This window comes from Halorussus pelagicus, from assembly GCF_004087835.1.
Lineage (GTDB): Archaea > Halobacteriota > Halobacteria > Halobacteriales > Haladaptataceae > Halorussus > Halorussus pelagicus.
In genome coordinates this window covers 115,441-137,832 of record NZ_CP035119.1, presented here as the reverse complement: position 1 = coordinate 137,832, position 22,392 = coordinate 115,441, and the positions used below count along the sequence as shown (strand labels likewise).

At 60.3% G+C, this 22,392-nt stretch carries 19 protein-coding genes; 11 read left to right on the top strand and 8 right to left on the bottom strand.

Annotated features, from left to right (window positions below):
- Positions 1–139 precede the first annotated feature (139 nt).
- The 3 genes from EP007_RS00720 (at position 140) to EP007_RS00710 (ending at position 3,261) form a co-directional block, all read left to right on the top strand.
- Positions 140–1,351 (top strand): methionine adenosyltransferase, encoded by a 1,212-nt coding sequence (locus EP007_RS00720; protein ID WP_128475826.1) that lies wholly within the window; start codon positions 140–142, stop codon positions 1,349–1,351.
- A gap of 226 nt (positions 1,352–1,577) precedes the next feature.
- On the top strand, positions 1,578–2,765 hold the full coding sequence (locus EP007_RS00715; RefSeq protein WP_128475825.1) for a tRNA sulfurtransferase: 1,188 nt from the start codon (positions 1,578–1,580) through the stop codon (positions 2,763–2,765).
- A 40-nt stretch (positions 2,766–2,805) separates the two neighbouring features.
- The gene (locus tag EP007_RS00710) at positions 2,806–3,261 is read left to right on the top strand and encodes a DUF5804 family protein (protein ID WP_128475824.1); all 456 of its coding nucleotides are present in this window, start codon (positions 2,806–2,808) and stop codon (positions 3,259–3,261) included.
- 186 nt (positions 3,262–3,447) lie between these two features.
- On the opposite strand, the gene EP007_RS00705 is transcribed toward EP007_RS00710, so the two are convergent.
- Complete coding sequence (locus EP007_RS00705; RefSeq protein WP_128475823.1) at positions 3,448–3,834, bottom strand: hypothetical protein; 387 nt, start codon at positions 3,832–3,834, stop codon at positions 3,448–3,450.
- Between the two features lie 441 nt (positions 3,835–4,275).
- On the opposite strand from EP007_RS00705, the gene EP007_RS00700 reads away from it, so the two are divergent.
- Together EP007_RS00700 and EP007_RS00695 are read left to right on the top strand one after the other, a co-directional pair.
- Positions 4,276–5,145 (top strand): ABC transporter ATP-binding protein, encoded by an 870-nt coding sequence (locus EP007_RS00700; protein ID WP_128478463.1) that lies wholly within the window; start codon positions 4,276–4,278, stop codon positions 5,143–5,145.
- A complete protein-coding gene (locus tag EP007_RS00695; RefSeq protein WP_128475822.1) occupies positions 5,142–6,614 on the top strand; it encodes an ABC transporter permease in 1,473 nt (490 codons plus the stop codon). Before EP007_RS00700 ends, EP007_RS00695 begins: the two co-directional genes overlap by 4 nt.
- 146 nt (positions 6,615–6,760) lie before the next feature.
- On the opposite strand, the gene EP007_RS00690 is transcribed toward EP007_RS00695, so the two are convergent.
- Positions 6,761–7,819 carry a PLP-dependent cysteine synthase family protein gene (locus EP007_RS00690; RefSeq protein ID WP_128475821.1) on the bottom strand — a complete coding sequence of 353 codons (1,059 nt, stop codon included), beginning with the start codon at positions 7,817–7,819 and terminating at the stop codon, positions 6,761–6,763.
- A 188-nt stretch (positions 7,820–8,007) separates the two neighbouring features.
- On the opposite strand from EP007_RS00690, the gene EP007_RS00685 reads away from it, so the two are divergent.
- Positions 8,008–8,379: a thioredoxin family protein gene (locus EP007_RS00685; protein ID WP_128475820.1), complete on the top strand. Its 372-nt coding sequence runs from the start codon at positions 8,008–8,010 to the stop codon at positions 8,377–8,379.
- A 37-nt stretch (positions 8,380–8,416) separates the two neighbouring features.
- On the opposite strand, the gene EP007_RS00680 is transcribed toward EP007_RS00685, so the two are convergent.
- The 3 genes from EP007_RS00680 to EP007_RS00670 form a co-directional block, all read right to left on the bottom strand.
- Positions 8,417–10,510 carry a CHAT domain-containing protein gene (locus EP007_RS00680; protein WP_128475819.1) on the bottom strand — a complete coding sequence of 698 codons (2,094 nt, stop codon included), beginning with the start codon at positions 10,508–10,510 and terminating at the stop codon, positions 8,417–8,419.
- A 90-nt stretch (positions 10,511–10,600) separates the two neighbouring features.
- Positions 10,601–11,368, bottom strand: a complete 768-nt coding sequence (locus tag EP007_RS00675) for a DUF7504 family protein (protein ID WP_128475818.1) — start codon at positions 11,366–11,368, stop codon at positions 10,601–10,603.
- A 181-nt stretch (positions 11,369–11,549) separates the two neighbouring features.
- On the bottom strand, positions 11,550–12,293 hold the full coding sequence (locus EP007_RS00670; protein ID WP_128478462.1) for a winged helix-turn-helix transcriptional regulator: 744 nt from the start codon (positions 12,291–12,293) through the stop codon (positions 11,550–11,552).
- Positions 12,294–12,666: 373 nt separating this feature from the next.
- On the opposite strand from EP007_RS00670, the gene EP007_RS00665 reads away from it, so the two are divergent.
- The 3 genes from EP007_RS00665 to EP007_RS00655 all read left to right on the top strand — a co-directional run bounded on the left by EP007_RS00665 (position 12,667) and on the right by EP007_RS00655 (position 15,562).
- Positions 12,667–13,023 (top strand): hypothetical protein, encoded by a 357-nt coding sequence (locus tag EP007_RS00665; RefSeq protein WP_128475817.1) that lies wholly within the window; start codon positions 12,667–12,669, stop codon positions 13,021–13,023.
- 185 nt (positions 13,024–13,208) lie between these two features.
- On the top strand, positions 13,209–13,895 hold the full coding sequence (locus tag EP007_RS00660; protein WP_128475816.1) for a potassium channel family protein: 687 nt from the start codon (positions 13,209–13,211) through the stop codon (positions 13,893–13,895).
- 113 nt (positions 13,896–14,008) lie between these two features.
- Entirely contained in the window at positions 14,009–15,562 is a 1,554-nt protein-coding gene (locus tag EP007_RS00655; RefSeq protein WP_128475815.1) for a TrkH family potassium uptake protein, read from the top strand.
- Positions 15,563–15,676: 114 nt separating this feature from the next.
- Here the strand turns inward: EP007_RS00655 and EP007_RS00650 are convergent, their stop codons facing one another.
- Positions 15,677–17,851 (bottom strand): thioredoxin domain-containing protein, encoded by a 2,175-nt coding sequence (locus EP007_RS00650; protein WP_128475814.1) that lies wholly within the window; start codon positions 17,849–17,851, stop codon positions 15,677–15,679.
- Positions 17,852–18,002: 151 nt separating this feature from the next.
- Between EP007_RS00650 and EP007_RS00645 the strand changes: the two genes are divergently transcribed.
- Positions 18,003–18,332, top strand: coding sequence for a hypothetical protein (locus EP007_RS00645; RefSeq protein WP_128475813.1), 330 nt, complete (start codon positions 18,003–18,005; stop codon positions 18,330–18,332).
- A 273-nt stretch (positions 18,333–18,605) separates the two neighbouring features.
- Here the strand turns inward: EP007_RS00645 and EP007_RS00640 are convergent, their stop codons facing one another.
- A complete protein-coding gene (locus EP007_RS00640; protein WP_128475812.1) occupies positions 18,606–20,294 on the bottom strand; it encodes an acyl-CoA synthetase in 1,689 nt (562 codons plus the stop codon).
- 81 nt (positions 20,295–20,375) lie between these two features.
- Entirely contained in the window at positions 20,376–21,281 is a 906-nt protein-coding gene (gene aglJ / locus EP007_RS00635) for an S-layer glycoprotein N-glycosyltransferase AglJ (RefSeq protein WP_128475811.1), read from the bottom strand.
- A 402-nt stretch (positions 21,282–21,683) separates the two neighbouring features.
- Here aglJ and EP007_RS00630 point away from each other — a divergent pair, with 402 nt between their 5' ends.
- Positions 21,684–22,298 carry an archaellin/type IV pilin N-terminal domain-containing protein gene (locus tag EP007_RS00630; protein WP_128475810.1) on the top strand — a complete coding sequence of 205 codons (615 nt, stop codon included), beginning with the start codon at positions 21,684–21,686 and terminating at the stop codon, positions 22,296–22,298.
- Positions 22,299–22,392: the final 94 nt, after the last annotated feature.

Here is a 22,392-nt window from a genome sequence, read left to right as displayed (position 1 = left end):
CGGGCGCGTTCCGACGACTCTGGGCCATCGTCCCGAAATAAGGGGAACGCCCGCCGAAGCGTCGGATAACCTCGGGTAATCCCGACCCGGCGTTTTCTTTTCGCAAGTTATAGAATCCGCGGCCGGATACGTTGGGGTAATGACCGACCGAAATATCCAAGTCGAACCCATCGACCGCCCCGCAGTCGAAGACCAAGAGATAGAGATCGTCGAGCGAAAAGGGTTAGGCCACCCCGACTCCATCAGCGACGGCATCGCCGAGCGCGTCTCCCAAGCGCTGGCTAACGCCTACCTCGACCGCGTAGGGAAGGTCCTTCACTACAACACCGACGAGACACAACTCGTCGCCGGGCGCTCGAACCCTCAATTCGGCGGCGGCGAGATGATCGAACCCATCTACCTGCTCATCGTCGGGCGCGCGACCAAGGAGTACGGCGACCAGACCATCCCGACCGAGACCATCGCGCTCGAAGCGGCCCGCGACTACCTCGGCGAGCACTTCCCAGAACTGGACCTCGGCACCGACATCATCGTGGACGTGAAGTTGGGCGAGGGCAGCGGCGATTTGAAGGAGGTCTTCGGTGAGGAGGGCGTCACGGTGCCGATGGCCAACGACACGAGTTTCGGCGTCGGCCACGCGCCCCTGACCGAGACCGAACAGATAGTCCTGAACGCCGAGCGACGCCTCAACGGCGAGTTCGGCGACGACCACCCCGCCTTGGGACAGGACATCAAACTCATGGGCAAGCGCGAGGGCGACGCCATCGACATCACCGTCGCCGCCGCGATGATAGACAAGTACGTCGAGGACCGCGCCGACTACGACGACACGGTCGAGACGGTCCGGGAGTTCGTCCGCGACGTGGCCGACGAGTACACCGACCGCGACGTGAGCGTCTACGTCAACACCGCTGACGGCGACGGCGACGACGAGGAAAGCGTCTATCTCACGACCACAGGCACCAGCGCCGAGATGGGCGACGACGGCTCCGTGGGCCGCGGCAACCGCTCGAACGGTCTCATCACGCCCAACCGCTCGATGTCGATGGAGGCGACCTCCGGGAAGAACCCCGTCAACCACATCGGAAAGATTTACAACCTGCTGGGCACCGAAATCGCCGAGTCGGTCGTCGCCGAAGTGGACGGCATCCGTGACCTCCGGATTCGCCTGCTGTCCCAAATCGGGCGACCAATCGACCAACCCCACGTCGCCGACGCGGAAGTCGTCACCGAGGAGGGCGTGACCATCGCGGACATCGAGGACGACGTGACCGAAATCATCGACGCCGAACTCGCCGACGTGACCTCCATCACCGAGCGCGTCATCGACGGCGAACTCTCGACGTTCTGAGCGGTCTTCTCGCGCGCGGACTCTCCTTCGACTCTCTGACCCCGAACTGCGCCGAGACCTCCGACTCGAACGTTCCGTCGGTGCGGCGTTTCGGGGGGTTACCTGCCTCCAGCGGAGACGGTTTTCCGGTCGCTATTTCGAGGCGGTTTGCCTGCCTCGCTTCGCTCGGCAGTTTTCCCGCCTCGTAATCGAAGCCCGTTTATCCGCCTCGTGTCTACGCCCGTCCATGCGACAACCGGGAGCCGACACCGTCCTCGTCCGCCACGCCGATGTCGGCGTCAAGAGCGGGAAGGTCCAAACCGAGATGGAGCGACGGCTCCGGGACAACATCGAAGCAATCGTCCGCGACCGAGGCATCGACGCCACGGTCGAGCGCCGCTGGTCGCGTATCCTCCTCCACGCCGACCCCGACGAAATCGACGCCGCGACCGACGCCGCGGCCGACACGTTCGGCGTGCGCTCGGCGAGTCCGGCCGCAATCGTCCCGCCCGAGAAGGGACCCATCGTGGACGCGCTGGCCCGGACCGCCGACGCGAACGCCAACGCCGATGCGGTCGGCGACACCTTCGCGGTGCGCGCCCGACGCGCGGGCAACGCCGATGCCCACCCGTTTACGAGCGAGGACTTGGAGCGAGAGGGCGGCGCGGCGGTGTTCGACGCGCTGGACGACCCCGAGGTGGACCTGACCTCCCCCGACACGACGTTCTCCGTGGAGTGCCGGAAAGACGAGGCGTTCGTCTACACCCACGAGCGGTCCGGTCCCGGCGGGCTTCCCCTCGGAAGCCAAGCGTCGGTCGTCGCGCTCGTGAGCGGCGGCATCGACTCGCCGGTGGCGGCGTGGGAGGTCATGAAACGCGGGGCACCAATCGTCCCGGTCTATCTCGAACTCGGCGACTACGGCGGCTCGGACCACGAGGCCCGCGCGATGGAGACGGTCCGGCGACTCGCCGACTACGCGCCTAACTTCGACATGAACGTTCGGAAAATTCCCGCGGGCGAGGTGATGGACCTGCTCGCCGAAGAGGTCGGCCCGGCCAGAATGCTGGTCTATCGGCGGTTCATGTACCGCGTCGCCGAACACGTCGCCCGCGAGACGAACTCCTCGGGCATCGTGACCGGCGAAGCCATCGGCCAGAAATCATCTCAGACCGCCCGAAATCTGGGCGCGACGAGTCAGGCCACCGATCTCCCGATTCACCGCCCACTGTTGACGATGGACAAGTCCCAGATTACCGAGCGCGCTCGGGCCATCGGCACGTTCCGCGACTCGACGATTCCGGCGGGGTGCAACCGCATCGCGCCCGACTACCCCGAGACGAACGCGACGCTCGAAATCGCGGAGAACGCCGAACCCGACGACCTCATGGCGCGTGCCGAGGACGCCGCCCGAAACGCGACGGTCGTGGATATCTGAGAACGAAATCGCTTTACTCCGTAGGTGCCATCCACGAGGTGTGACTCAGGTCTGTCTCGTCGGGTCCGAGAGCGTGGACCTCCGCACGGAACTCGTCTCGCGGGAGACCGCCCGCGAGGCGCTCTCGACCTACGACCTCCGGGAGCAGTACCAAAACTCCCTGACGCTGGACACCATCAGCCTCGGGTCGGCCGTCGCGCTCCTCAACGACCTGAACTGGTATCTCGTCCGCTTCACCGACGACGCCCTCGTCCTCGAACCGAGCGTCAGTGAGACCGAATGGCTCTCCCGAAGCCTCGCCGAGGCGGTCCGCGACGGCGCAATCGACCCCGCGGAGACCGACGAGTATCTCAAGGTCTACGGACTGACCGCTGAGAGCGACCTCGTGGAACCGATGTATCTAACCCGCCAAGACGGCGAGATTCCGAGCTACGACCTCCGAGACGTCGAGGATACCGTAGTGGTGCGCGTGACCGAATCGGAGTTCGGCGACTGACGATAGTTCCAATCTCAAGATAAGATATAAGACATTCTTCTACCACTTTGTTGCCTTTGTCTGAGGGTGGCTATCGTATCGTCTGTTCGTCGTGAAACTCCTCCCTTGGCGCGCTGGTTGTGTCCTCTACTGGAAGTTCCAATCCGTATATTGTTGGACTACTAAAATAATATATTTAACATAATATTAACCACTTACGTACCCTAGACCCGCACCGACGAGATGTGCCGGAAGCGCGATAATAATCCCCAGAAAGAGCGCCCGCACAAACTCACTGAGTAGCACATCTGTGGGCGGTTGTTTGGTCACGGCCGCAAGGGTAAAAGCACCGAGTGGAATTGACCCGGCGAGAATAATACTAATCACGACTCCACTATTTCGATATGCATTGATCAAGGCCGTAAAACCCATGATCCCGAACAAAATGTACGCGAACCACTGTTGGAACTTCAGATTAGGAGCTAACTCAAAAATCGCAACTATACCGATAAATAAGATAGCTGCGAGACTAGCATGGTTACGCGACACTGTACGGGAACGGCCAAACAGCGTTTCTCTGATTTTGTACTTCATACCTCTATATATAAAATATCTATACTTAAATATTTACATTTAAGTTAGGATGCAAGTGTATGAATTGGCTGTAGATCACTACTGTCAAAAACAAAAAGGAACTGATAGCCGATACTATTTCTCTGTCTACCCACTTAGAAGGGGCAGAAGCAGAAGCTCGTGCAATTCTTACAGTTGCCCTGAGGCTTCAGGTCAATCATCGAGTTCACCTCCAGTTACACATACCTAGTGACTGATGTTAAATATTTCTATATGCGTTAGAATAAAATATTACTTATATATTCGCACTAAATACATAATTCCATCCAACTGTTGTTCCTGAATATTATTATTCATATGTGGATATATGGCTGCTTCGTATAATATTATACGCGACTACTAAATTTTGGAATATGTGCTTTTATTGTAATGGTATAAGTAGGACTATGCGATATGACCGAGATGGAAATACGGATCAAGAACGTCGGCAAACGATATGGTGACCTTTGGGCGCTCCGGAATTTCACGCTCAGTACCACCACCGGTGTACTCGGGTTGCTCGGGCCGAACGGAGCAGGAAAGTCAACGTTGATGCGGATTCTCGCAACTATTACCCAACCGACTGAGGGAACTGTCATGTGGAACGGAACGGACATCGCCGAGTCGCCAAAGAGCGTCCGTTCGGACTTGGGGTATCTCCCCCAGAATTTCGGGACTTATCCTGATTTGACCGCCGAGGATTTCCTCAAATATTTTGCCGCATTGAAAGGAGTCCGTTCAGGCCAAGCCGAAACCCGAATCGATGAACTCCTCGATTTAGTTAACCTTACCGACACCAGAGATCAAAAGCTATCAGATTTTTCAGGTGGGATGGAACAGCGCGTCGGGATTGCACTGGCACTACTTAACGATCCGAATCTGCTAATAGTTGATGAGCCGACGGTCGGACTTGATCCCGCGGAGCGCGTCCGTTTCCGCAACATCTTGTCTAGTCTTGCAGATGACATTGTTGTCATCCTTTCTACCCACATCGTTTCGGACGTTGAGGCAACCGCGAGTGAGATCGCCATAATGAATGGTGGAGCGTTACTGACCCATACAACACCGGAAAAAGCGATTTCTGCAGTTAAAGGAAATGTCTGGGAGTGGATCGTCTCCCGTGAGGACCTCCCAGATATAAAACGGAACTATCTGGTAAGTGGAACGACGCGTCGAAGCGATGGCGTTCACACCCGTGTTATTTCGGATCAAGCGCCAGGACCGAACGCAAATCGTGTAGAACCGACACTCGAAGACGCATATCTCGACATGACTTCTGGTGAGGCACGATGAACAAACTGCGAGCATGCTACCATATTGCTTGGACGAGTTTTCGTAGTCGCCTCGCAGGATATCGTCTCCTCGCAGTCGTCGTTGTCGCATCCTATTTTGCACTTTCTGAAACTGCGACAGTTGGGTTTAACAGAGACTTAGCGGCCAACAACGCAGCACTAGTTGGCGCACACACGGCAGTTGTCGCCGCGATAGCTATTCTCTTATTCGGATTTTTCGTTGTGAGAGATGCAATAGCGATGGACCGGTACGATGGTCCCGGCGAATTAATTGCAGCGACACCTGTTCGAGACGAAACCTACATCTTCGGAAAATGGCTTGGAAATGTATTGGTTCTCTCAATAGTTCTGTGTATTATGATGATTGTGGCTGTGTTCCGGTTTCAAATAGAAGGAGTCGGCAGCTTAGATATCTGGAAACTCGTCTTGCCATTTCTGCTATTGACTTTTCCAGCAGTCGTTCTTGTTTCGGCGCTTGCTATCTTATTCGAGACCATCGAATCATTGCGTGGTGGATGGGCCAGTGTTGTCTATTTTTTCACGGTGCTGTTAGTGTTTGTTTCTGGCATTGTTGACCCGATGGGAATACGGCCCGTCGTATCAAGTATACAGTCGGTACCGGATACCCAGACGCTGAACGGTGAGACGTTATGGAATGGACTTTCCTTGACTGGTACAATTGCCCTCCGACGTCTCTTATACGTCGCTGCTACGCTCGTCGTTGTCGGCATCAGTGCAGTCCAGTTCAACCGATTCGACACCACTGTAGATTCCGGTGATAGCGAGGATGACTCCGAAGTCGAAACGACTTCTCCCTTGAGTACCCCGGACGAAGTTTCGATAGAGACCTCACTCTCGTCAGTCAATACTGATGCTGGGATTGACTTACCCCGGATTCTTTGGGCAGAGGGACGACTCTTACTTGGAGGTCACCGCCGTGGGTGGTATCTCGGAGGTGGACTTCTGTGGTTAGCCTCTGTTTCACTTCCACTACCAACCGTGCGTGATTCTATCGTTCCTTTGCTCTGGATATGGCCGCTTCTGATCTGGTCAAAAATGGGAATTAGAGAGAGCCGACACGGAACAATGCCGTTCGTCGGCTCTTCCCTCTACCCGGTTGGTCAACTCCTCGCTATTTGGGCTGTCGGGGTAGCGATCACACTCTTGTTCATGTCTGGAGTCGGACTCCGTATATTCCTTGCTGGAGACGTGATCCAACTATTCGTTTTAGTCTCAGGTGCAGTCTTTGTTCCTGCACTCGCGCTCGCCAGCGGTAGCTGGACTAAAACCAGTCGGCTATTCGAGGGGAGTTATTTGCTACTTTGGTACGCGGGTGCCCAAAGTAAGTGGCTTGACTTCATGGGAGCAACCGGACAAGCGCATGTCGTGACACCAATCGCATTCGTCTGTTGTGGCGCCATCCTGTTATGGTCAGCAGTCATCAGCCGACGATGTCAACTTCGCAGCTAAAATCACAAATATTAGATTTATATACATTATATACTCGGTTGTTCTGAACAATATCGACCATCTGTACCGTCAGTACAACAATAAAATAGTATATTTATATAATAGGAGTAGTAAAAGTTACAGGTAAAACAACTGCTTTGTGACGGTTAATCGAACATCCCGGTCGAGAGGTATCGCTCGCCGCTGTCGGGGAACACCGTCACGACGAGCGGACAGTCGTCGTAGCCGTCGTTTGCACCGCCGTCGGGTCGAGCGCCCGACGAGGCCTGCACCTCCGCAAGGCGCTCACCGCCGTCGTCGGCCAGCATATTCGCAATGTCGTCGGGGACCTCCGGGCAGTTCAACTCGGGTTCGGCCATGCGCTCGGCCACTCGGTTGGCGGCGACCGACGCCGCGCCCGACGACTGGCCGACCAGAATACCCTCTTCGCGGGCGAGTCGGCGGGCTTCCGCTTCGGCGTCCTCCAACTCCACTGTCTCCACGCTATCGAGCAGGTCCGTATCGAGCAGGTCGCTGACGAACCCCGGACCCATCCCCTGATAGTCGTCACCCTCCGTCGAGAGGCCGCTGTCGGACGAGTCCTCCCCCAGTTCCGTCGAGAGGACGGCGTTTCGCTCGGGTTCGACCGCGACGACCTCCATCTCGGGGAACTCCTCGCGCAGGCGCGAGGCGGTGCCGGTGATGGTGCCGCCGGTGCCCACGCCCGCGACGAAGGCATCGATTTCTCGTCCCTCGACCTGTTCGAGAATCTCCTCGGCGGTGGTCCGGTAGTGGGCCTCGGCGTTCGCCGGGTTCTCGAACTGACCCATCTGGACGACGCCGTCCTCCTCGGCCAGTCGGTCAGCGCGCTCGCGGGCGCTCTCCATCTCGCCATCCACGAGTTCGAGGTCCGCGCCGTAAGCTTTCAGCAGTTTCCGGCGCTCTGGGGACTTCGATTCGGGCATCACGATGGTCAGGTCGTAGCCCCGCGCCGCGGCCGCGACGGCGAGACCGATGCCGGTGTTGCCGCTGGTCGGCTCGACGAGGCGGTCGCCCGGCGTTATCGCCCCGGCGCGCTCGGCGGCGGCAATCATCTCGCGGGCGGGCCGGTCCTTCGCGGACCCGCCCGGATTGAACCCCTCGACCTTGGCCGCGACCGTCGCACCCTCGGGCGACGATACCCTGACGAGCGGCGACCCCACCGCGTCCAGGATTGAGTGTTTCATTACTCACGGGTAGGCACGGGGCGTATAAACGAATGACGGCTGGTGGCAGGACGTGCCGGTAGTCGTTACATTCTGTGGCTTCGGAGAGTAGCGGCCGGTGTCGGTTGCCGGTCGCCGTGCGCTCGGCGAAAATACCCGACTCTGCCCCGACCCGTGCGATTAAGCGCGTCGAGCGCCAATCGACGACCATGGAGACGACCGAACCAAATCCGACGTGGGACGCCGCGGCACACAGCGAAGTCATTGACGCCATTGAGGCTGGCGTCGGCGAGGTCACCTATCGCGTCTGGGGTGCCGACTGGTGTGGCGACTGCCGGAGCGCGCTCCCGGACTTCTTCGCGGCGCTGGAGGCCGCGGGCGTGGCCGACGACCAGATTGAGGTCTACGAAGTTAACCGCGACAAGGACGGCCCGAAGGTCGAGGCGTACGACGTGTCGCTCATCCCGACTATCGTGGTCGAACACGGCGACGAGGAGATCGCGCGCTTCGAGGAGTCCGAGGACCGATCCGCGGAGAAGTACGTCGCCGACCGCCTGCTCGACGCCGACGTGATGGCCTGAGTCTCGGTATTTGGGGCCTCTTCTCGTCTCGAACTGGTTACTCGTCACCGAACCATTCGTCGGTCCAGCAGAGTTCTCCATCGACGACTATTGGTGCCGAGTAGTCTCCGAGCTGGTTCTCGACTTTCTCGACCGAATTCGTGAACCGCTGGACGCCGGGGACGGCGAAGAACTCGGGGTCGTCCTCGTCTCGAAGCGACGAGACGATTATGGACCCGACGGCGTACCCCGGGTCGGGATAGTTCGTTACTTTTGTTTCGACTTCGTTACCGTACTGCACTGGCGTACCCGATGTCATCTCGAAGAGTATCGGCGCGGCGTCATCACATTGCGCCACCGTGATGTTCGGGTCCCCAACCGCAACGTAGTGACGACCGATGCTCGTGTGTTCTTCGACGATTTCGAGCGCGCTACCGACGGTGAAGCCGTAGTTGAGCAGGCGTGCAAACGTCTCACCGACCTCGACCGCACCGAGATTCCCCACGTCTCCCCAACTCACGATGGCCGCGCGGGCACCCGCTTCCACCAGCGCGACCCCTTGGTCGTGCGAGCGACACGCGTTGAGTAGTATCGTCGTCGCTCCTGTTTCCGAGACCGTTTCGGCGTCAAGGATTCCGTCGGGACACGCCAACCCGCGCCCGTCGATGTGGCCGATGAAGTGGAACAGGTCGTGGTCCTCAGCCAACAGCGCCCGGAGTTCGTCGGTCGAGACCCCGAACCGACAGTCCACCTCGAACGGGACCGTCTCTCGTTCGCCGTACACTTCCGAGACGGTGTCCCACTCCTCGCGCATCTGCTCGTCGTTACAGACCACCGTCACCTCGATGACGCCATCGGTTGCCTCCGTTCGCTCGTGGCGGAACGCTGCGGGATGGAGTTTCGTCCCGTGGACCGGCGTCCCGTCGCCGACCCACGCTCGCTCCAGTGCCTCGACTTCGGGAAGCGGGACGTACTCGTCGGAGTCCGGAACGCCGGTCGCTCGGCCGTCGGAGTCCGAGGGAAGGTCGAGCGCGGCGATGTCGGAGCGTCGCTTGAACGAACGCAGCGCGTCCTGCTGGGGGCTGTTTTCGACGTTTGCAGACGGCTGGGAGTCGGACGAAGCGGGCTTCACGCGGAGTATCGAGAGATCGTCGGCGATGTACGGCAGGAGTTCGAGACTTTCCGCGACCGGTCGTGCGTAAGTGACTCGACTCCACCACGGTTGAACCTCGTCGAGAACTGTCTCGGGCACCGAGAGATACGTTGGGAGGCGCTCGGCGAGCGACGCGTCGTACAACGCCTCGAAGTCAAGGTCGGTGACCGACTCGACCGCTCGGCGCTCGGCGAGGTCAACCGGATGGAACCCCTCGGTCTCGGCCCGAGTCACACAATCGAGAACGATTACCTGCTTCAGCACACGAGCGACTTCGTTTTCGAACTTTTCGCCCTCGCCGAGATGATGGACGAATCCGTCCTCGGTAGTCAACCGCGGCGGGTTGCCGGGTACGACGCTCGCCCCGAGGTAGTACGCAAGCGGCGCGACCGGGAAAACGTGTTCGTAGTCGGTCGGGACGTGGAGGGTGACTCCCGTGTCCGGCACGTCGAGTTCGTCCGGAATCGACAACTCCTCGCCTCGTTCGAGACGCGGTGGGTGGCCCCGGAGGGTGGGCCACGCCTGTTCGGGAGTTGTCGTCTTGAGCGCCGACCCGAACGTCGATACCGCTTTCATGACGGCCTCGGGGTCGTCCGGCACCGTGACAGTGGACGCGGGCGAGGTGTGCGATGACCGTGCGCCGACTTTGACAGAGGTTTCGGACCTAAACTCGATTTTGACTTCGGGTGTGCGATTTTCGACATGAAGCGACGAGTCGATGCACAGATACGTCTTGAACGGCGCCCCGACGTGCAGGAGATACTGGTCGTCGTCAAATTGCCGGATCTCGCCGTAACTTATGTCCGAAATGTGTTTCCCGTCGCTCGCGTCCATAATTCCCAAGTAGGGATTCGACGGCAGGGTTATCTTCGAGGTGACGAATCGGCGAGCGACCGACACCGGATACGCGAACGCCTCGGTGTCGGCCGGTTCCAGCGATACGGGTTCGGGAGTGTACAGCACGTAGCGATGGTTTTCGATGGGGTCGATTATTTCCACACCAGTTCCGTCGTCAGGTGAATCGAATCGTGGGCGCATGTTGAGTGACCGTCTTTTCTCGTCGAGAAATCGTCGGGGCGATACCGCCGGTCAGAGCGGGAGCCAGTCGGTCAGCAGGTCGTAATCGGAAACGTGCCACCGCTCCTCGGCGTGGTGGTCGCGGCTCTCGTCGTCAACCGCGCGAATCTCGATTACGGCGTCGAAGTCTGCCGCGAGTCGGGCGACGCGCTCGCCGTCGTACGGTTCGGTCAGCACGTAGTGGCCCATCGCGTCGTAGTCGGCGACGTAGCCGGTGACGACCTGTAGACAGCGACGCACGACATCGGCGTCGTAGTGTTCGAAGAGCGCGCCGAGCGAATCGACGCCGACCCGCAACTGGGCCGGGCGAAGCCCTCCGGCGTGGCGGTTGAACGCCGCCATCGATTCGGCGAGTTCCGCCTGCAACCCCGCGAGCTGCGGGTCCACGACCTGTCGCTCAGAGAGGTCGCTTAGGGGCAAGGCATCGTGGGTCTCGCCCGCGTCCACGACCGACCGCGGTGGCGAGGCGTGGTTGACGATTTCGGTCGTCTCGGCGAACGCACCCGGCGTCTCTTCGGGGTCGGGCAGGCGCTCGACGACGCTCTGTGCGCTCGCGTCGGTGACCGCTAGCAGTCGATAGCGACGCTCGTCGGTCCCCCCGAGCAGTCCCGCGCTGGCTTCCGTAAAGAGGCGACGCGGCGCGTCCCCAACGACAAGCAGATTACAGCCGTCGGCCTTCAGTTCTCGAAGCACGTCGAGAAACCGTGGTTCGTCCACCGAGGGGGTCGCGTCGTCGGTGGACCCACCACCACCACGATACCCGGAACTCCCTGCGCTCATTGAACACACTGTTAAAGATGTATATTTAATAAACTTTCGCACCGTCGAAGACGGAAATATGGCTCCCTAGCGGTTCGTCCCAGTGGGCCATGCCACCGAACGCAGACCTCTGCACCACACTGTTCGCGTTTCTGGAACGTACTTGTTGGACCAGAGAGTCCGCGTGCTCAGTCTTACACGCTTATTGCGTCCCGAATACCTCCAAAGAGTTCTTTTCCAGCGGACCCTTCGAGAAGAGCGAAACGACGTCACCCGTTTGAATGACGGTTTCACCCTTGGGAGTGAGTACGTCGCCTTCCCGTTCAACGCCGACGACGAGCATTTCGTCGGCCAGCAGGTCTTCGTTCACGGCTTGTTCGATAGTCATATCTGCAATCTCTGCTCCCTCCGAGACGGTGAATTCGACGACCTCCGCGTCCCCGGCTAAACTCATGAAGTCCGTTAACGACGGTCCCTTCGGGACGTTTTCTGGACCGAACGGATTGTACGGAGTGTGGTACTCACCTTCGATAACGCTCTCGTCTTCAATTTCTAATCCGAGGTCGGCCAGTTCGCCCGCGATTTGGTTGATGTCGTCGGTATCCGCCCCGACGACCGTAATCCCGAGGTTCGCGGACCCCGCCATCAGTTCCTGAACGGTTACGACTCCGGAAATTTCTAGAGCCGACTGAGCGAGTCGGGCACGGTCCGGAATTGGGGCCGTACATCTGAACCGGTAGGTGACGTATCCCTCGATGGACTTGTAGTTGATGTCGGCCAGATACCCTCGAAGAACGCCTTGCTCTTCGAGCTGTTTGATCCGATTTCGGATCGTCGCTGGAGTTACCCCCATTTCGTCGGCGATATCTGACGTTGAGGTGTTCCGCGCGTCCAATGCCAGATAATAGAGGATGCGTTTGTCGATTTCATCGACGCGGTGAGCCATAGCGGAACTACGCTCAGGACGAATAAAGGTCTTCGCTGTAGAGCGCCGGTTGTCCGGAACTGCCACGGCTTCGCGCTACGTGTTCGTCCCTCCTCGAACGAAGCAGTGGGAGTGTTCCGACGAGTCGTCGGTATCGGTTGGCGGACCATCTAAGGTCAGCAATGGTCGGGGAAGTGCTAGGAATTTGCTTAGCAAAAATATACTGCAGGTATACTCCTCTGAAGCGAAATTATATGCCAAAATTTATGGCTTGTGGGGAATTCAGGGGAAGATAGACTGTACCGGTAACAGCAAACATGTCGCTCGAATCATACCCTCTTCGGTTGTCGGAGAGTGTTTAGCCGGACGAAAGCGGCAACGACCAAATCAAAATATGACTCCACCTGACACCGATTCCCAAGAAGACACCCCTGAGCAGATTACGACTGCGCTCGAAGATAGCAGTGACAGCCAACTCAGGGATATCATTCACTACGCGCAACAACTCCTCCGAGAGCATCCGCCCCTAACAGATGCAATCGAATCACGGTACGGGGAACCAGTTCACGTAGAGGACCACGGCGCGTACACTACCGTCGTCGTGAAACACCCGGACGAAACGGGTGAGGAACACGGGCTATTCGCCTACAGAGTCAAATGGCAACCCAATATCGACGACGAGGGGGGTCAGTATCGGTGGCATTACCTCGGAAAGGTACACGACGAAACGGAGGACAACGACGATGGCTGAGTCGCTTTTCTGCCGGGTCATTGTTCCAGTCGCCAACCGCAATGACGTCGCGCGACGATCTCTCACCGATGCACCCGAGACGGTAACGCCAGTACAACCGTGTCAACTCCCCCGACCGAGAGACGAGCGAAGCGCGAACGAAACCGACTACCGACCGTGCGACAAACAAATAATTTAAACTACACATGTACATTATCATTGTTGGAGCAGGTGATATTGGATCGCCGCTGATCGACATCGCTACGCGTTCCGGAAACGATGTCGTGGTCATCGAGAGAGACACGCAGAAAGCTGACGAAATCGCCAGCGAGTACGACTGCTTGGTGCTTAACGCGGACGCCACGATGAAGGAAACGCTAGCTGATGCCGGAGCAGAACGGGCCGACGCGATCATCTCGACGACGGAGCAGGACGCGACGAACGTCATGGTCTGTCTGCTCGCAAAGGAGTTCGAGATTCCGGGAATCACGTCGGTGGTTCACGACGCAGAGCATATGAATCTCTTCCGTCAGATCGGAGTGAACACCATCGAAAACCCCCAACAACTCATTGCCGGATACCTCTACCGGGCAGTAGCTAGACCAGCTATCGTCGATTACATGCGAATCGGCGACGAAGCGGAGGTCTTCGAGATTACGGTAACGGAGAACGCACCGATCGCTGGAAAAACACTCACCGAGGCTGGCAGGGAGAACATCCTCTCAGACAACGTCCTGATAGTCGCTATCGAACGTGAAAGCGAAAGCAAGCCGCTGACTCCCCGAGGAAATACCCAAATCAAAGCGAACGACCTGTTGACGGTCTACTCCGCAACCGGAGCAGATCCGGAACTCACGGACATCTTCGGGCATTACGAGGATCGAGTAGAGTAAGCGATGTGTTACACTTCTTCCATCGGTCGGGTTGAATTCCGGACAACCTCAAACCCCGTCGTGAGTCCGAAAGCCGACGACGCTCTGCCCAACCTATCGAACGAGTATCAACGATGAGAGTAGATACAAAGACTGTCGGACGTGACGTCGGTCGTATCGTTCAGGCGGTTTCCCTGATGATGGTTGTTTCCATCGGTGTGGCGGCCGTGAACGGCGAGTTCTACGCGATTCCCGCCTTCGTAGTCTCGGCGGTCGTAATGGCGGGACTCGGGACTGGACTCGTCTGGCTGTACCGGGAAGCGGACCCGCCGAGAAAACGCGAAGCGATGGTCACCGCTGCTACCGCATGGGCGCTCGTCGGTGCTCTTGGCGGATTGCCGTTTCTCCTCGTCGCGTGGACGATCCAGATCGATCCGTTCCCCGTCTGGACGAACACTCCACCGATGGATGCGACGACTGCGGTGTTTCTCCACCCGCTCGATTCGGTCTTCGAGAGTATGAGCGGTTTCACCGGGACGGGTCTCACGATGGCCGCCGTCGAGGAGAAACTCCCGCGGTCGCTACACTGGTGGCGGTCGTTCATCGAGTGGGTCGGCGGCGTCGGCGTCATCGTCCTCACCGTCGCAATCCTCCGGCGGAGCGGCGGGAGCAGTGGGTCGTACACGCTCTACGAGAGCGAAGCGCGGTCCGAGAAGATACACCCGAGCATCGTGACCACGGTTCAGGAAATCTGGAAGATCTTCGTGGGTCTCACTATCGGCTCAATCGTCTTGTTCCTCCTCGCCGGGATGCCACTGTGGGACTCGATCAACCACGCCATGACCGGGATTGCGACGGGGGGGTTCTCGGTGCATGCCGATTCCATCGGGCACTACGACAGTCCACTGATCGAGTACGCAACGGTCCCGATAATGGTCGCGGGGAGTATCGCATTTCCCATCCACTACTTGATATTCAAGGGTGAGTTGCGGAATCTCTACGCTGACCTACAGACGCGATGGGTGTTCATCTGGTTCGCAGTCGGGTCCCTCGTGTTGACGGGGATTCTATACACGAACGGACAGTACGCAACGCTGGAGGAGACGTTCCGGGTGAGCTTGTTCCAGTTCGTTTCCGGGACATCGAACACCGGCTTCGGGAGCACCACGATTGGCGGTGGGACCGAGCAGGTCTGGAGCGCTGGCGCGACGTTGGTGACGTGTCTCGGCATGCTCACCGGTGCAGCGGCTGGTTCGACCGTGAGTGGACTCAAGCTCATTCGGGTGATAACGATTATTAAGGGGACTATCTGGCAGATACAGGACGTGTTCCGACCTAACACTGCAATCCGGTATCTGCAACTCGGGGAGCGCAATCTCAGCGAGGAACAGGCCCAACGCGAGTACACCGAAGCGACGGTCGTGTTCGTCCTCTGGCTCACGTTCCTTGCGATTGGCGTCGCCGTCCTCTTGCGCGTTCTCTCACCGGGCTATCCGCTGGAGTACGTGATTTTCGACGTGATGAGCGCCCAGAGTAACGTCGGACTGGACTCCGGAATTACCGGCCCAGGGATGCCCGACACTGCCAAAGGGATGCTAATAATTAACATGTGGGTCGGTCGGCTCGAAATCATCCCGGTCGCGGTACTGATCGGGTCGGTTCTCCAACGACTCAATCTCTATCGGTAAGACGGTGAGGCCGCTGAGTAAAACAACGTATTCGGCTACGTGAATCGCACACGCTCTCTTTTCGCTACCTCATTCGGAGAAAATCCGGCAGTCGCCGTGGTCTATCGGCCGGGTTCACCTCCCACTTTCGGCCCAGTCGAGCGCCGCCGCGAGGTCGGTCTCGGGCGGCGAGCAGGCGAACTCCCGACAGACGTAGACGGTCGCTTCGTCGTCCGTTCGGTCGCGCTCGGCCCAGATGGGCGGAGCCTCGTCGAGACCGAGGCGGTCGAGCCACGTCGATAGCTCCTCGTCGGTCGGCGGGCGGCGCGACAGTAAGCGACTCGGCAGATAGCGCGCGGCGAGTTCCTCGCGCCACGACTCCGGCAGGTCGTCGGCGACGACCGTCATCTCCAGCGACCCGCGAGCGTAGCGGTCGGCCGCGAGCGCCAGCGAGGTGTGTTGAAGCGGGTTCGACTGAATCTCTTGGCCGCGCGTTTCGAGGACGCGCTCGGCGATGTCGGCGAACTCCTCGTCGGGCGTAAACTCCGCGAGCGCGAGCAAGGTATCGGTGGCGACGCCGAGACTGGAGGGCGTCGATTGGTCGTGAGGTTCCTGTGGCCGGGCAACGAGGTCTTCCCCTCGCTCGGGCGTGAAGTAGATGGTCCCCGACTCGGCGTCCCAGAACTCGTCGGCGATGGCGTCCGCGAGGTCCAGCGCGAACCCGAGGTGGTCGGGGTCGCCGGTCGCTTCGTACAGGTTCAGCGCGCCGCGAGCGACGAAGGCGTAATCTTCGAGATACCCCTCGATAGCGACATCGCCGTCCTTGAATCTGCGGGAGAGATGGTTTTCCTCGGCGTCCCACAACTTCTCGCGGACGAACGCGAGCGCGTCTGCCGCGAGGTCGGCGTAGTGGTCGTCGCCGAGGACGAGCGCACCCTCCGCGAGCGCCGAAATCATCAGGCCGTTCCACCCCGCCAGCACCTTCTCGTCGCGCCGGGGTCGGACGCGCTCGGCGCGCGCCGCGAAGACCTGCTCGCGGGCTTGCTCGACGGTCTCCTCGACTTCTGTCTCGCTCATCTCGTACTCGTTTGCGAGGTCCCCAACTGACTCGCTACTCGTCAGGACAGTATCGCCCTCGAAGTTGCCCGACTCGGTGACGCCGAACCGGTCGCAAAAGAGGTCCGCGGCGGTCGAGTCGTCCACGGCGTCGCGGATTTCCTTGGGCGTCCAGACGTAGAACTTGCCCTCCTCGCCGTCGCTCTGGGCGTCGAGTGTGCTGTAGAACCCGCCGCGGGACTCCGCCCCGCGAGCCTCCGAGTGCGACTCGGAGACCCCTTCCGGATGGGTCAGTTCGCGCTCGACGAACTCGAAGGTCCGGCGCGCGGCCGCGGCGTAGCGGTCGTCGCCCGTGACTTGATACCCCGCGAGCATGGCGCGCGAGATTTCGGCGTTGTCGTAGAGCATCTTCTCGAAGTGGGGCACGACCCACTCGCGGTCCACGGTGTAGCGGTGGAACCCGCCGCCGACGTGGTCGAAGAGACCGCCCTCGGCCATCGCCGAGAGCGATTCGGTGGCGACCTCGCGGTACTCCGCGGCGGTGTCGTCGTCGCCCGCGTCCGCCGCGCGCTCGGCGGCCCGGAGAAGCAGGTGGACACGCCCGGCTTGGGGGAACTTCTGGCCGGTGCCGAACCCGCCGTGGTCGCGGTCGGCCGAGCGCACCGCGGCGTCGGCCGCCGAGTCGAGCAGATCCTCGCCGGGGGTCTCGCCGGGGTCAGGAACCGATTCGAGTTCGCCCTCGATGGCGTCGGTCCACTGGTCGGCCCGGCGGTCCATCTCCCGGCGGTCCTCCTCGTCGCTCCACGACTCGGCGATGTTTTCGAGCAACTCCCGGAAAGCGGGTTGGCCCCGCTTGGCCTCCTTCGGGAAGTAGGTCCCGACGTAGAACGGTCTGCCGTCGGGCGTGAGCCACACCGACAGCGGCCACCCGCCTCGGCCTGAGACGGCCTGGCAGATGGTCTGGTAGATGCTGTCGAGGTCCGGGCGTTCCTCGCGGTCCACCTTGATGGGGACGAAGTTCTCGTTCAGTACCGCGGCGGTTTCCTCGTCCTCGAAGCTCTCTTCTTCCATGACGTGGCACCAGTGGCAGGCCGAGTAGCCGACCGAGAGGAAGATAGGAACCTCGCGCTCCGCGGCGGCGTCGAGGGCGGCGTCGTCCCACGGTTGCCAGTTGACGGGGTTGTCGGCGTGCTGGCGGAGGTACGGACTCGCCTCCTCGTCGAGTCGGTTGCGCGCGGTGGGGTCGTCGGTCATGCCTGAGCCGAGGGCCTTGAGAGACGTAAAGGCGGGGTTCCCGGCCAGTGAGGTGGAGCGTCGGGAGCCAGTGAGGGGGAGTGCTGGTAGCGACGACCACTTGGAAATCCGAGTAGTGAGTTTTTCATTCCGGGAGCGAGAAGCAACGCACATGGGCGTGAGGCCACCACCGTCGAACTCGGACGAGGGTCCCGACGTTATCGAATTCGGCATCGCGGAAGTGGCGGCCGAACTCGACGGCGGCGACTTCTCGTTTCCCGCGACCGGCGAGCAAGTCGTGCAGGCACTCTCGAACCCGCGAATCAAGTACGACGCCAAAGGCCACACCGTGGCGCTCTCAGAGGCCGTCGCCGAAGTCGAGCGCGACCGATTCGACGACGAACAGGAGTTTCTGAACGCGCTCCACCCTATTTTCGAGCAGTATCGCCACTCCCGGTCTCCGAGCGTCATCGAGCGCGTTCGGGCGGCGCTACCACTTTGAGTCGGGGTTTTCTGTTTCGTTCGAGGTTTCTGTTCGTTTCTGAGTAGTCCACGACGACGCGGGACGATTGGTGATAGCGGAGAGAAGCTAGCTTCAGGCTTGAGCCAAGGAGTTACCGCAACTGCACAGCACCGCGACAGCCACGTCCGCACTCCGTTGCGGTCCTCGGCCACCGGCGGACAAACCGCGTCCGCCGAGTCTGCACTCGCTTCGCTCGCGCAGACCTCGCCCGCACGCGCCAAGTCGTAGTAAGAAAGAGCGTCCCGAAGTCCCTCACTCCTGCCCGACTTCGGCCTCCTGTTGAGCGTCGTCGTGCAACTCCGTCCGGCGAATCTTCCCCGTCACGGTCTTGGGCAGTTCCTCGACGAACTCGATTTCGCGGGGGTACTCGTGGGCCGAGAGTTCGTCGCGGACGTGTGACTTGACGGTCTCCGCGAGGTCGTCGTCGGGGTCCGCGCTGTCGCTCGGGACAACGTAGGCTTTGACGATGTTGCCACGCTCGCGGTCGGGTTTGGGTACGACCGCCGCCTCCGCGACCGCGGGATGTTCGCCGAGCGAACTCTCCACTTCGAAGGGACCGATGCGGTAGCCCGACGAGATAATTACGTCGTCGGCGCGGCCCTCGAACCAGAAGTAGCCGTCCTCGTCCTTGCGCGCGAGGTCCCCCGAGAGGTACCATTTACCCTCCGAGCCTTCCACGAAGCAGTCGTCGGTCTTCTCGGGCTTCTCCCAGTACCCCGCGAAGAAGGAGGGGTAGTCGCCGCGCTGGGCAATTTCGCCCGTCTCGCCCGGTGCCATTGGCTCGCCAGTCTCGGGGTCCACAATGTCGGCCTCGATGCCGGGAAGCGGTTTGCCCATGCTCCCCGGCTTGAGGTCCATCGTCGGGTAGTTGTTGATAATCATGTTGCCCGTCTCGGTCTGGCCGTAGGTGTCGTGGATGGTGACGCCGAGGGTTTCCTCGCCCCACTCGACCACGCCCGCCGAGAGCGGTTCGCCGATAGAGAGCGCATGCCGGAGGTCGAGGTCCACGCCCGCTAGCACCTCTTCCTTCTCGCGGAGCATCCGGTAGGCCGTGGGGACGCTGAACAGCACCGAGATGGGGTGTTCGTCCAGCAGGTCGGCCCACGTCTCGGGGTCGAACTCGCCCTCGTAGGTGAAGAGGCTCGCGCCCCAGAACCACGCGCCGAGCGTGTTGATGGGACCGGTGAGCCACCCGAGGTCAGCCGTTGACCAGTAGAGGTCGCCGGGTTGGAGGTCCACTGCGTACTTTTGGGTGGCCGCGACGCCCGCGACCCACCGCTGTTTGTGCCGGACGCCCTTCGCGGGACCGGTCGTTCCGCTGGTGTAGTAGAGCAGCGCGTCGTCCTCTCCGCCGGTCCGGGCCGCCTCGTACTCGCTGCTCGTGTCGTCGAGCGCGTCCGCGAACCCGACATCGCCGTCGCCAATCTCGCCCTCGTCGCGGTCCACCACGAGGACGTGTTCGACCGAGGGCGCGTCTTCGAGCGCTGCCCCGACCGTCTCGCGGTTGTCGCTGGTGGTCACGACCACCGACGCGTCGCAGTCGTCGAGTCGGTAGGAGATGCCGTCCGGGCCGAACCGCTCGTTGACGCCGCCGAACACCGCGCCGCGCTTGAGCGTCCCGACGAGCGCGACGTAGTGTTCCGGAATCCGGGGCATGTACGAGAACACCCGGTCGCCTCGCTCGACGCCCAACGCCTCGAGGACGTTGGCGAACTGGCTCGACCGGTCGGCCAACTCTCGGAACGTCGTCTCCGTGAGGTCGCCGTCCTCGCCGACCTGATAGAGCGCGACCTGCTCGCCGTTTGCCGCGTGTCGGTCGCAGACTTCGTGGCCGATGTTGAGTTCGTCGGGCGCGTCCCAGTCGGCGTCGGCGTAGATATCGTCCCAAGCGAACGATTCGCGCACTCCGTCGTAGTCGTGGAGATTGTGACTATCTGGCATGCGGACGCACGTACACAAGTAACAAAAATAACAGTACCGGCAGTTTTCGAGCGACAGGGGCGAGAAATGAAGGGATGCCGACTACTCTAACCGTCGCATCTGCTCGCGGTGCAACGTCACGATGAGGTCCGAGAGGACACCAAACATCAGCAGTTGGACGCCAAATAGGATGGCGAACGCGGCGACCACCGCCAGCACCTCGTGGGACGTGTTCGCCGGGCCGAACCACTCGTAGGCAACGTACCCAGCGATGGCGACGCCGAACACCCCGCTCAACACCCCGACGCTCCCGAAGTAGAACAGCGGGTTGCTCGTCTTCGCCAACTGGTAGAGCGTGAGGAGAATGACCCCGCCGTCTCGAATCGGGTGGAGGTTGGTGTCCGAGTCGTCGGGCCGGGCCTCGTAGCGAATCGGGACTACGGTCGTCGGCACGCCGTGTTTGACACACTCGACGGCCAGTTCGGTCTCGACGCCGAAGCCGTCGGAATCCAGATAGAACTTCTCCACCGACTCGCGGGTGAACGCCCGATAGCCGCTCAAAATGTCCTCGAAGTTCTTGCCGTGGATGGTGCGGAACACCCAGTTGAACAGTCCGTTCCCGAACTCGTTGAAGCGACTCATCGCGCCGTCCTCCATGTCCGCGAAGCGGTCGCCGATGATGTGCTCGTACTCGCCGTTCACCAGCGGGTCGAGCATCGCCTCGGCGTCTTCGGGCCGGTACGTGCCGTCGCCGTCGAGCATCAGGACGTACTCGGCGTCGATGTGCTCGATGGCTTCTCGGACCGCCTGTCCCTTTCCGGACCCTGACTGATACATGACTCGCGCCCCGTGGTCGCGGGCCACGTCGGTGGTTTCGTCGGACGAGTTCCCGTCGATGACGAGGACGTTCTCGTAGCCTCGACTGGTGAACCCGTCGATAACCTCGCCGATAGTCTCGGCTTCGTTCAGAGTCGGGATGAGAACGCAAACGTCCTCGCTGTCGGCCATTGAAATGGAGTGGTCACCACGAGCGCAAAAGGCTTACTCTATGACCTTTCGGTCGGCGCGCTTCGGTCGAATGTCTCGGTCGGCACGGTGGCGATGCCGTTCGCGTGCATCGTCATCGTCGGTGTGCGTGAGCCACCTTAGGGTCAAGCCCCGAGTCACTCGGCCTACTCCGCGTGTAGACCTGCGATAAAAGCGCGTAGAGTTCAATTGGAGATAATTTAAAAGCGATCATCGGACGTGTTCTCTTCGGAGACCACTCTGAATATGGATGCATGTCTTCCTTCGAGCAATAAATAGACGAAATGACGCCGATTATCACTGGTGAAAACGGACGAACGTTATATATATCGTTGGTGGTACGTCCAAGTTGGGAAAGTTCCCGAATACAAAAAGGTCCGAATAATGTCACGGAATTATATCTCAGCAGTAAAAGATAGAATCGAGGGCGCGGTCAACGACCGCGGTCAGGTGGGTATCGGTACGCTCATCGTCTTCATTGCGATGGTGCTTGTCGCCGCAATTGCAGCGGGCGTGCTCATCAATACGGCCGGATTCCTCCAGACGAAGTCCGAGCAGACCGGTCAGGAGTCCAGTGCGCAGGTCTCGAACCGCGTGCAGGTCGTTAGCGCGTTCGGTAGCGTTGCCAACGAGCGGGTCGAAAAGATCAACCTGACGGTCATGCGCGGTTCCGGGTCCGACGATATCAATCTATCGTCAGCCACCATCGAGTGGATCGGGCCAGAGGAAGCCGAGACGCTGACTCATAACGACGACGGCAATAGCCTCGGTGACGGCGAGTTCAACGTCAGCGCCATCAAGGATCCTGACGGCTCCGAACCCGTCCTCAACACGCAGGACGACCGATTCAAGATCACGATGGACGCCACCCAGATCTCCAGCGCCCTCGGCGAGGGCGAAGAGGTCAAGCTCAAGGTGACGACCCAGTACGGCGCAGTGACGCAGTACCGCGCTAACGTGCCCCAGTCGCTCTCCCAAGAGAGCGCAGTCACGGTCTAACGCGGTATCCGACCTTCCTCTCACTTTCGTCCTGTCCGTACATTTCTTTCGTGATGCTACGTTGTCGGATAGCCGACGGCCCGTCTTCGTCTCG